At 57.1% G+C, this 10774-nt stretch carries 9 protein-coding genes and 1 pseudogene; 8 read left to right on the forward strand and 2 right to left on the reverse strand.

Translation table 11 applies throughout. The annotated features are described in order from the left end of the window. Positions 1-146: 146 nt before the first annotated feature. The 6 genes from nirD (at position 147) to ACOCD2_RS06065 (ending at position 7939) form a co-directional block, all read left to right on the forward strand. Entirely contained in the window at positions 147-455 is a 309-nt protein-coding gene (gene nirD / locus ACOCD2_RS06040) for a nitrite reductase small subunit NirD (protein ID WP_293645804.1), read from the forward strand. A 39-nt stretch (positions 456-494) separates the two neighbouring features. After that, entirely contained in the window at positions 495-941 is a 447-nt protein-coding gene (locus tag ACOCD2_RS06045; RefSeq protein ID WP_293645802.1) for a CBS domain-containing protein, read from the forward strand. Positions 942-1058: 117 nt separating this feature from the next. Then, positions 1059-3263: a molybdopterin oxidoreductase family protein gene (locus tag ACOCD2_RS06050; protein WP_293645800.1), complete on the forward strand. Its 2205-nt coding sequence runs from the start codon at positions 1059-1061 to the stop codon at positions 3261-3263. A 119-nt stretch (positions 3264-3382) separates the two neighbouring features. Then, positions 3383-5269 carry a DmsC/YnfH family molybdoenzyme membrane anchor subunit gene (locus ACOCD2_RS06055; RefSeq protein WP_293645798.1) on the forward strand — a complete coding sequence of 629 codons (1887 nt, stop codon included), beginning with the start codon at positions 3383-3385 and terminating at the stop codon, positions 5267-5269. A gap of 160 nt (positions 5270-5429) precedes the next feature. After that, a complete protein-coding gene (locus ACOCD2_RS06060) occupies positions 5430-6812 on the forward strand; it encodes an efflux RND transporter periplasmic adaptor subunit (RefSeq protein WP_293645796.1) in 1383 nt (460 codons plus the stop codon). Then, on the forward strand, positions 6809-7939 hold the full coding sequence (locus ACOCD2_RS06065; RefSeq protein WP_293645794.1) for an efflux RND transporter permease subunit: 1131 nt from the start codon (positions 6809-6811) through the stop codon (positions 7937-7939). Before ACOCD2_RS06060 ends, ACOCD2_RS06065 begins: the two co-directional genes overlap by 4 nt. A 17-nt stretch (positions 7940-7956) precedes the next feature. Here ACOCD2_RS06065 and ACOCD2_RS06070 read toward each other — a convergent pair whose 3' ends face one another. Then, entirely contained in the window at positions 7957-8157 is a 201-nt protein-coding gene (locus tag ACOCD2_RS06070) for a hypothetical protein (protein WP_419584225.1), read from the reverse strand. Here ACOCD2_RS06070 and ACOCD2_RS06075 point away from each other — a divergent pair. After that, entirely contained in the window at positions 8077-10164 is a 2088-nt protein-coding gene (locus ACOCD2_RS06075) for an efflux RND transporter permease subunit (RefSeq protein ID WP_293645792.1), read from the forward strand. The genes ACOCD2_RS06070 and ACOCD2_RS06075 overlap by 81 nt on opposite strands. Positions 10165-10201: 37 nt before the next feature. After that, positions 10202-10507, forward strand: a complete 306-nt coding sequence (locus ACOCD2_RS06080) for a hypothetical protein (RefSeq protein ID WP_293645790.1) — start codon at positions 10202-10204, stop codon at positions 10505-10507. On the opposite strand, the pseudogene ACOCD2_RS06085 reads toward ACOCD2_RS06080, so the two are convergent. Continuing rightward, a pseudogene (locus tag ACOCD2_RS06085) lies at positions 10502-10774 on the reverse strand (hypothetical protein); the annotation flags it as partial. The gene ACOCD2_RS06080 and the pseudogene ACOCD2_RS06085 sit on opposite strands and share 6 nt — an antisense overlap.

The raw sequence follows: 10774 nt of genomic DNA on the forward strand, positions 1-10774 counted from the left end.
AGCAGGATGCAGCAATCAGCGTATAGAACAAGCTCTAACGGGCAGTATGAACAAAATAGCAACTTTATTTCACCCGAAAATATACGGTGGAACAATGTTGCTTACTCTAAACTCTAGTATATTTTAAAGAAGTAAAGGAAAGAAACATGAGTGACTGGAAAAAGATTGCCCCCCTGGAAGATATTCCCCGTCTGGGTTCAAGAGTGGTGGAAATCGAAGACGGCAGCATCGCCGTGTTTCGCACCGGTGATGACCAGGTGTTCGCCGTGCGTGATGCCTGTCCGCATAAGAATGGTCCCCTGTCCCAGGGTATTGTGGCCGGTCATACCGTGACCTGCCCCTTGCACAACTGGAAAATCGATCTGGAATCCGGGGAAGCACTGGATCCCGACGAAGGCTGCACCAATACTTATGTCGCCAAGGTGGAAGAAGGCATGGTGTACCTGCAGCTCTGACAGGGCATACGAGAACAAAATATTTTGGAGGAATGAGGCATGTTGGTAAAAGACATAATGACAAAGGGTGCGCGCACCGTCACCGAAGACACTTCTGTTCAGGAAGTGGCTTCGCTGATGTGCCTGTACCGTTTCAGCGGCTTGCCCGTGGTCGAAGGCGACAAACTCATCGGCTTCATCGCAGAGAAGGATGTACTGGCGCAACTGTTTCCCAGCGTCGAGGATGCCATGGAGAGCATGGCCACCATCGATCTGAAGGACAAAGTGGGTGAATACAAATCCACGCTCAGCAAGAAGGTTTCAGACCTGATGACCCGCGGCGCCAAGACCGTATCGCCCGACATGCCGGTGCTCAAAGCCGCCATCATCATGGCCAACAACCGTTTTCGCCGCATTCCCGTGGAGGAAAACGGCAAGCTGGTGGGCATGTTGAGTCTGGGGGATATCCACAAGGCGATTTTTCATCAGAGTCTGACAGAAGGGTAAGAACTCTCTCCCCCGAGCCCTCTTCCGCGCACGGGAAAGGGGTGTCGAGCTCCCTCTCCCCGGGGGAGAGGGTTGGGGAGAGGGGTAACAAACCAACTACAACACAAGTGAGAACGAATGTTATTCGGACGCAGCAAGAAGAACCCGGTCAGGATCGCTGACAAAGGTGTCGTCGAGTGGAAATACGCCGCCTGCGGCTATTGTTCCACCGGCTGTTCCATCGAAGTGGGCCTGAATGCCGAAGGCAAGGCCGTGGCCTCCCGCGGCGTTGCCGATGCGGACGTGAACCGCGGCAAGCTGTGCCTCAAGGGTATCTTCGAACACGAGCTGTTCGATTCCGCCGGTCGTGGCCTGGAACCCAAGATCCGTGACCAGTGGCACCAGCCCTGGCAACCCACGGACTGGGATACGGCACTGGACAGAATCCACGATGAGATTCTGCGTATCCAGGAAAAATACGGCAGGGACAGCTTCGCGGTGATTTCCACCGGTCAGATGCTCACGGAGGAGTTCTACACCCTGGGCAAGCTTACCCGCGGACTCATCGGCACCAACAATTATGACGGCAACACCACCTTGTGCATGGCGTCTGCCGTGTCTGGCTACAAGCGTTCCTTCGGCTCCGACGGCCCACCGGGCTGTTACGAGGATTTCGAACACACGGACCTGCTCATCGCCTGGGGCTCCAATCTGCCGGAGCAGCACCCCATCATCTACTGGCGCATGAAGGAAGCCCAGGAAAAGAAAGGTTTCCCTCTCATCGTGGTCGATCCCCGCGTCACCATGCTGGCGCAGAACGCGGACATTCACCTGCCCATCACGCCGGGTACGGACGTGGTGCTGCAGAACGCCCTGATGCACGTCATCCTCAAGGAAGGCCTGCAGGACCAGGACTATATCGATGCCAATACCAACGGTTTCGAAGACCTGAAAGCGGAGGTGGAGAAATACGATCCCACCACCGTGGCAAAGATCTGCGGCATCGATGAGGATACCATCCGCCACGTGGCCCGGCGTTTCGCCAGTGCCGGCGCCGCCATGCAGATCTGGACCATGGGCATCAACCAGTCCACCCATGGTTCTGATGGCGTGGTGGGCATCAACAACCTGGCCCTGATCACCGGCAATATCGGCAAGCCTGGTGGCACCAGCCTGTCCATTACCGGTCAGTGCAATGCCATGGGCACCCGGGAATGGTCCTCCTGCTCCGGCCTGCCAAACTACCGTTATCTGGAGATTCCTGAGCATCGCAAGGAGATTGCAAAGTTCTGGAACATCGACGAGGAATTCCTTCCCAGGAAACGCGGCATGTTCCAGACCGATATCTATCACGCCATCGAATCCGGGCAGATCAAGGGCCTGTGGCTCATCGCCACCAACCCCATGTCCTCCCTGCCCAATACTTCGCGCATCCGCAAGGCCATGGAGAAACTGGAATTCTGCGCCGTGCAGGACTGTTACGAGGATACGGAGAGCGCCCAGTATGCCCATGTCTACCTGCCTGCGGGCACCTGGGCGGAAAAGGAGGGCGTGATGACCAACACCGAGCGGCGCATCAACGTGGTCAAACCCATTGCAGAACCTCCCGGACAGGCCAAGCCGGACCTGTGGATCTTCAACCGCATGGCCGAGCGTTTCAACAGGGAGGGCAAGGTGACTTTTCCGGAGAAGGCGCCGGATATCTTCCTGGAGATGGGGCAGCTGTCCGTTGGCCGTTTGTCAGACATATCTGGCATGGATCACGAACTCATCGAAAAGAGCCGGGGCATACAATGGCCCTATACAAAGGAGGAAAAGGACAGTGGTCAGCCTCCACCCAGGGGCGGCAGGCGGTTGTATACTGAAACGGCAAGCTTCCGTTATGAAGACGGCAGGGCCAAACTGATTCCCCTGCCGTTCATCGACAACAATGAAGTGCCCGATGAAAAATTTCCCGTGTGGCTCAACACCGGGCGGCTCATCGAGCACTGGCATGGCCGCACCAAGACCGGCAAGATCGGTAACAACAACAAGTACAGCCCCATACCGTTCATCGAGATCAATCCTGATCTGTGTGCCGAGATGGGCATTCAGCGCGGTGAGTATGTGCGTCTGGTATCCCGCCGTTCCGATGCCATCGTAATGGCGGAACCCACCCAGCGGGTACCCAAGAACATGGTGTTCCTGCCGTTTCACTTCCACGACTGCGCCAACCGATTGACCCTGGGATTGCTGGACCCCCACTCCCGTCAGCCGGCCTACAAGCAGTCGGCAGTGCGTATCGAAAAGATTGCGGATCAGAAAGAGGCCGCGCGCCTGAGCATGGAAATGCGCAAGTTCTGACAATGGTGATCCCGTGTAGGTTGGACTTCAGTCCGACAACAGCACGGGATGTCGGGCTCAAGCCCGACCTACAGCCCGGCCTACGGTCCGATAGATAACGAAATACAGGTTGCCCAGAGATGTTCAAAAGACGTGAATACGAACCCGAATATGCATTGCTCAACGACACCGAAAGCAAGCAGCAGAACCGCTACGGAAAGTCTATCCAGACCGTGCCCGAAGATGATCCGCGGGCAAAAGAGTTCATCATCAACGAGCAGCCGCAGGAGTCGCAAAATCCCAACCGCCTGAAGCAGCATGGCTTCTTTTTCAATGCGGACAACTGCATTGCCTGTCATGCCTGCGAAGCGGCCTGCAGCGAGAAGAACGACAACCCGGCCCACATCGCTTTCCGTTCCGTGGGATTCGTGGAAGGCGGTACTTACCCGGCCTACCAGCGTCTGAATATCTCCATGGCCTGCAATCACTGCGATGACCCGGTGTGCCTCAAGGGTTGTCCCACGCGCGCCTATACCAAGTTTGCCGAATATGGTGCCGTGCTGCAGGACCCGGATATCTGTTTCGGCTGTGGCTACTGTACCTGGGTCTGCCCCTACAACGCGCCCCAGCTCGATCCGGTCAAGGGCCAGGTGAGCAAGTGCAATATGTGCGTGGACCGCCTGGAAGTGGGGCTCAAGCCTGCCTGTGTCTCTGCCTGTCTGGGCAAGGCCCTGGATTTTGGCGTCATCGAAAACATTCCCGCAGGCCGTACCCAGGCCAAGACCGAGATCCCCGGCTTTCCGCGAACGGATATCACCCATCCCAATATCCGCTTCCAGCAGGCGCGCACTACCCAGCGTGACATGAGGCGGGTAGACGATACGCCCATCAAATATCATCGGGATGACGATGCGCAAACCTTCAGGCCGGTGCTCGATCCCAAACGGGGTTTCAGGCGTAAATGGAATCTGCGCAAGCTGCTGGGATCCCATGAGAACGCCCATATTGCTTTTACCCTCAGTGCACAGGCTGTGATGGGAGCTTTTGCCCTGCTGGTGCTGGGAAGCTGGTTTGGAGTACAGTCCGTTGCCGCTTATCAGAGCAGCGGTGCTTTCCTACCCGTGTTGCTGGTGATGCTGGCTCTCATGGGCTTCGGCATGTTCAAACTCAACATGCACCTGGGCAAGCCCCATCGCTTCTATCGTGGTTTCTACAACCTGCGCATGTCACCGGTAAGCCGGGAGATTGCCGGTGTATCCGCCTTTTTCGCGGGACTGGCCGGTTTTACGCTGTTCAGCCTGTTCGATGGCGGCTTTGCCCAGGTGATGCAAAACCTGTTTGCCGTGCTCGGCCTGCTGGGTCTGGGATTCGGTGGCTATTACATGTACAGGCTGTACCGTATCCCGGCGCGTCCCTATTGGGATCACTGGCAGACAGTCGCCGCTTTTACCGGTACGGGTCTGAGCCTGGGCGCCCTGCTGCTGGCGCTGATGGGGCTGGTTTACGGTGTACTGATGCCTGATCTTGGGCGTCTGCTGGCGGCTGTCGTGGGTGTGGGCCTGCTGCTCGAAGGTATCGGGCTGATGTTTCATGCGAAAGACATGAATCACACAGAGAGCGAAGCGGCTGCGTCTTTCTATGAACAGAGTACTACCTACGGATACGCCTACTGGCTGCGCAATGCCTTGCTCATTGCGGGTGTCTTGCTTGCCGGCGTGATGTATGTGTCTTCCCTGACAGGCCAGCTGTCCTTCGGACTGCTTGCCGTGCTGAGTCTGGGGGTAGCCATACTGGGCCGCGCCATGTTCTATGTCATGGTCATTCCCACTACCATGCCGGGCGCCTTCTTCTGGAAGAACAAGGGTTTCGTGGAACATGCCCGCGAAACAGGCCTGGCGGATATGCCCCAACTGGGTGTCGCCTACGAGCGCCACCACGCGTTCAAACTGGGGGAACTGCTGCAGACAGTGCGTGAAACCAGTTTCAGGGAAAAGCTCGATCAGGTGAAAAGAGTGTTCACCGGCTGATTGCTGAGGAAGTATTCCATGCGGTGCCGTCAGTCAGCGCAGCAACCTGGCGGTTGTTGCGCTTTTTGTTTGCAGTGAAACAGATTGAAACGAATTGGATCAGTGGTGTGGGTTAAGATGACCGATTGACAATGTCCCCAGAATCCGGGCTGGCCGTCCCATGAAAAAGATCCTGCAAAAGAAATTCGTTCTGCCGCTCATCGTGCTGCTGGCTGTGGCGCTGGTGCTGTTCAGGGTGAAGAGTAAGCCGCCTGTTGCCCATGAGGACCTCGGCTATCCGGTAAAGGTTGTGGATGTGATGACGGTACGGCCCATACCTTATCGCTCTCATGCCACAGGCTATGGCAATGTGGAACCCCGCATAACCGTTCGGGCGAAGTCCGAAGTCAGCGGCAAGATCGTCTATATCCATCCCCAATTGCGAAAGGGCGCCAGCTTGCCAAAGGATACGGTGGTATTGCGTATCGAACCCACCACTTTCGAATTTTCCCTGGAACAAAGCAAGGCAGGGCTGTCAGGCAGTGAATCCAGTCTGCGTCAGCTGGAAACCGAGGAGGAAAGTACCCGGTCGCTGCTGGCCATCGTACGCAAGAACCTGTCGGTGCAGCAGAAGGAATACAAACGCATCCAGGAGATCTGGAAGAAGAAGCTTGTGGCGCGTTCAAGTGTAGATGCAGAAGAACAGAAAGTGCTGCAACTCAAGCAGCAGGTGGCGGATCTGGAAGGCAAACTCAAGACCTATGAGAGCCGCAAGGCCGCCCTGGATGCACAGATACGCCAGTCCAAAACCCAGGTGGCTCAGACCCGGGATACGCTGGGGCGCACGGAGATCCGTCTGCCCATGGATGCACGCATTGGCGAGGTGTTGGTGGAGAAGGGGGAGTTCGTGGCCGCCGGCAGTGTGCTGTTTGAGGCCCTGGGAACAGATGCGGTGGAGATTACTGCGGAACTGCCCACCCGGCTGTTCCGGCCGCTGTTTGCCAATCAGCAACATATGCAGGTTGATCTGAATGAACAGGGAAAGTTCTGGAACCTCGTGAGCAACATGAAGCTCGAGGCCCGTGTGCGGCTGGTGGGTTTCCCGGAAGCAGCGCATTGGCAGGGGAAGCTGCTTCGAATTTCTGAATCCATCGATCCGCGCCGGGATACTGTCGGGTTGGTGGTGCAGGTGGACAAGCCTTATGCCGATGTGATTCCCGGCGAAAGGCCGCCCCTGCTCAAGGGCATGTTCACCGCGGTCAGTTTCTTTGCGCCCGCACAGCCGATGCTGGTTGTGCCCCGCAAGGCGGTCCATCAGGGAAGGGTCTATGTTGCCCGGCCAGACAAGCGGCTCGAGATCCGGCAGATCGAAACTCTGTATCGTCAGGGGGAATTCGTGGTGGTGAAAGGCGGGCTGGAAACAGGAGAGAACATCATCGTCAGCGCTGTTATTCCGGTTATCGAGGGGCTGCCCCTGAAGCCAAGGCTGGCCAGCGAGTACGTGCGGAAATTTGCTGCAGCAGCCATGGGCGATGAGGCGGCGATGCGCAGGATCGAAAAATGATCCGTTATTTCACGACGCATCCTACGGCTGCCAATATCCTCATGCTGGCGATCATTGCCATCGGCCTATTTTCCATGGGTCATCTGAACAAGGAATCCTTTCCCGTTCTCAAGCAGAGCAAAGTACAGGTTTCCGTGGTGTATCCCGGCGCCAGTCCCCGTGATGTGGAAGAAGGCATCTGCTATCCGATGGAAGACGCCACCGACGGCATCAGTTTTCTCAAGGAACAGGTCTGTGATGCCCGGGACAACATGGGCATCTTCACGCTGGAAATGCAGGAACAGGGTGATATCCAGCAGTTTACTGATGACATCAAGGTGGCTATCGATGGCATCCAGAATTTCCCGGATGCGGTGGAGGACCCGGTCATTACCCAGCTGGGCCGCACCAGCCGGGTGGTCAAAGTTGCCATTACCGCAGATAAGCTGACCACGGCGGAACTGAAGAATCTGGCGGAATACTACCGCAACCGTATGCTTGAGGACCCCCGCATTCCCATTGTGAGGGTAAGCGGTTTTTCCACCCATCAGCTGCAGGTGCTTGTGCCGGCCGCAAGCCTGCGCAAATACAATCTCAGCGTGCAGGATATCGCCAGTCTGACGGGTGCCCAGGCCATCGAGTTGCCCACCGGTACGCTGGAGACCTTGGACGAGGACTACCAGATCCGTTTCGACAACGCGCGCAAGAGTGCCGAGGCCCTTGGTGATCTGGTTATTCTCAACACGGCGGAAGGCGGAGAAATACGTCTGGGAGATATTGCGCGCGTGGAAGACCGTTTTGAATTCCGCGAACAATACATCGAACTGGATGGCAGACCTGCCGCGGTGCTGGAGATCAGCAAAAACACCATCAATGATACGCTCCGGGTGTTCGATGCGGTGAAAGCATTCGTGGAAAAGGAGAATGCCATTCTTCCCCAGGGCACCCGTCTGACCATTACCCAGGATGTGGCAACCGGGGTACGCGACCGGCTCAGGCTGCTGCTAAAGAACGGTTGGCAGGGCCTGCTGCTGGCGGGCCTGGCCTTGTTTCTGTTCTTCAACTGGCGTTACACCTTCTGGGTTGCACTGGGCCTGCCGACGCTGCCAGCCACGGAGAGCGAAGCGAAGGCTGGTAGTCCCCAGTAGCCGCGAGGCCGCACTGCTTACCCGTCGTGCGCAAAGCGCCAGAGGGGAAGCAACGTAGGCATCCAAACGCGGCGTCCAGTCATTGGAAGACAAGTACGGAGCAGCAACGAGCTTGCGAAGTTGTTGCGTAGTGCTTGGTGACCAGGACGGCCGGGGCACAAATAGGTTGTCAAAGGCCGAGTCGATTTTGGGGACTGGGATGTCCCAAAATCTATCACGAGGTCGAAGACACACTTGTTTCCTTCCTGGGCGGTCTGGCCCTGATGGTGCTGTTTGGCGTCAGCATCAACATGATTTCCATGATCGCGCTGCTCATGGCTATCGGCATTCTCATGGATGATGCCATCGTTATTTCGGAAAGCATCGAACACGAGTACGCCAAGGGCAAGACGCCTGGCCAGGCGTCCATCGACGGCACGAAAAAGGTATTCCGCGGCGTGTTTTCCTCCTATCTTACCTCCGCCTTCCTGTTTGGCAGCCTGCTGATGATGAAAGGCGATATCGGCCAGATTCTTGGCGTGCTGCTGGTTGTGCTGCTGTCGGTGCTTACAGTGTCTCTGATCGAAGCCATGCTGGTACTGCCCCACCATCTGAAGCATTCCCTGGAACATGCTCACGAAAAGGGGCGGCCTGCCTGGCGGCAAAGGATTGATGACGGGTTTCTGCGTATGAGAGATGCTGCAGGCCGTGCAGCCGATACGGCTATCCGCTACCGCTATCTTACCCTGGGGCTGGCGTTGGCGATGCTGGTTTTTTCCGTGGGGCTGATTGCCACAGGTATGGTGAAATTCAAGGCTTTTCCCGATCTTGAGGGAAATACCGTGGATGCAAGGGTGCTGTTGCCTCAGGGCACACCACTGGAAGAAACGGAGGCGGTTGTGCAACATCTTCTCGAGGCGCTGGACAAAACTAACCGGGAGTTGAGCCGGAATGAGCTGGAGCCACTGGTGCGCAACGTGCAGGTCACTTTCGGTGCTCATGCAGACGTGCCGGAGAATGGCGCCCATCTGGCCACCATCACGCTGGATGTACTCAATACCGAGATCCGCCACACTGCTATGGCCGAACTGACCGGTCGCTGGCGGCAGAACAGCGGGGATTTGCCGGATGTCATCAGTATCCAGTTCCGGGAACCCAAAGTCGGTCCCGCGGGTCGTGCCATTCATGTGCGTCTCAGTGGCGACAGTCTCGATGATCTGTCCCGGGCGTCGTGGGAAGTGCAGAACTGGCTGCGCGGCTACCAGGGTGTTTCCAACCTGCTGGACGATCTGCGTCCCGGCAAGCCACAGTTTTCGGTGCGCCTGTTGCCGGGGGCGCAGAGTACCGGACTGGATGCGCGGACTATTGCCTTCCAGCTGCGTGCGGCCTATCAGGGACTGAAGGTCACGGATATCTACAAGGGGCGCGAAGCTTATGAGGTGATTGCCAAACTGGACCGTAACAACGGTCGGCAGATGGACGATTTCGAAAACTTTTTCCTGTTTACCGGCAAGGCGGAAGCCATTCCTCTGAGTCGTGTCGCCCAGGTACAAGAAAAACGTGACTACTCCCGTATCGCTCACGTGAACCATCGGCGCACGGTGAATATCTATGGCGATGTGGACGGTGTGCTCGCCAACACATCGGAGATCATCGCGGGGCTGCAGCGGGATTTCATGCCGGGGCTAAGGGAGCGTTATCCTGATATTCGTTTCCATTTCAAGGGGGAGGTGGAGAATGGTACAGAAACCAAGCTCTCCATCCTGAGCGGTTTTGGCCTGGGCGCCCTGGGTGTGTTCCTACTGCTGAGTCTGCAGTTCCGAAACTACCGTGAGCCTTTTATCGTGCTGCTGAATATTCCTCTGGCGCTCATTGGCGCCATCTGGGGCCATTTCATCATGGGGCTGGATTTCACCCTGCCCAGCATGATCGGCTTCGTTTCCCTGGCCGGGGTGGTGGTGAATGATTCCATTCTGCTGGTTGAATTCGTCAAGTACCGGGTGCGTGAAGGCATGGTGTTTCATGATGCTGCCCGCCAGGCAGTGCGGGACCGTTTCCGCGCCATCTTCCTCACTTCCGTGACCACGGTTGCGGGTATCAAGCGTGTCTTCGGCCTCGTGATAGATTTTGGGACATCCCAGTCCCCAAAATCGACTCAGCCTTTGACAACCTATTTGTGCCCCAGCCGTCCTGGTCACCAAGCACTACGCAACAACTTCGCAAGCTCGTTGCTGCTCCGTACTTGACTCCCATATGACTGGACGCCGCGTTCGGAGGCCTACTTTGTTTTCCCTCTGGCGCAAGGCACGCCGGGAAAACAGTGCGGCCTCGCGGCTACTGGGGTCTACCAGCCTTCGCTTCGCTCTCCATGGCTGGCAGCGGACGCCCCTGCTGTTCGAAACAAGCTCCCAGGCGCTGATACTGGTGCCGCTGGTGACCAGCATCGTGTTCGGTATGCTCACGTCCACTTTGCTCATCATGCTGGTGCTGCCGGCAACCTACAGCATCATGGAAGACATGGGGCTGGTGGAAAGGGGGGAGCCGCTGACGGCTGCGGATCAGCCTGTTCCGGCGGAGGCGGGGTTATAGTCCGGAATGCGGGAAGTCTTCCAGTGGGGCAGGTTTCCCAAGATAGAAGCCTTGGGCGTAGTCGACCCGGGTTTCCCTCAGCAATTCGAGAATCTTTCTGTTACCGACAAATTCGGCTATGGTTTTCTTGCCCATGATCTGGCCGATCTCGTTCGCTGCCAGCCATGGAGAGCGAAGCGAAGGCTGGTAGACCCCAGTAGCCGCGAGGCCGCACTGTTTTCCCGGCGTGCCTTGCGCCAGAGGGAAAACAAAGTAGGCCTCCGAACG

The organism is Thiolapillus sp., assembly GCF_048562965.1.
GTDB lineage: Bacteria > Pseudomonadota > Gammaproteobacteria > Chromatiales > Chromatiaceae > Thiolapillus > Thiolapillus brandeum_A.

What these genes read in the sequence shown, in the direction of transcription:
- nirD (WP_293645804.1), top strand. Translation starts at nt 147, where the DNA reads ATGAGTGACTGGAAAAAGATTGCCCCCCTGGAAGATATTCCCCGTCTG.
- ACOCD2_RS06045 (WP_293645802.1), top strand. Translation starts at nt 495, where the DNA reads ATGTTGGTAAAAGACATAATGACAAAGGGTGCGCGCACCGTCACCGAA.
- ACOCD2_RS06050 (WP_293645800.1), top strand. Translation starts at nt 1,059, where the DNA reads ATGTTATTCGGACGCAGCAAGAAGAACCCGGTCAGGATCGCTGACAAA.
- ACOCD2_RS06055 (WP_293645798.1), top strand. Translation starts at nt 3,383, where the DNA reads ATGTTCAAAAGACGTGAATACGAACCCGAATATGCATTGCTCAACGAC.
- ACOCD2_RS06060 (WP_293645796.1), top strand. Translation starts at nt 5,430, where the DNA reads ATGAAAAAGATCCTGCAAAAGAAATTCGTTCTGCCGCTCATCGTGCTG.
- ACOCD2_RS06065 (WP_293645794.1), top strand. Translation starts at nt 6,809, where the DNA reads ATGATCCGTTATTTCACGACGCATCCTACGGCTGCCAATATCCTCATG.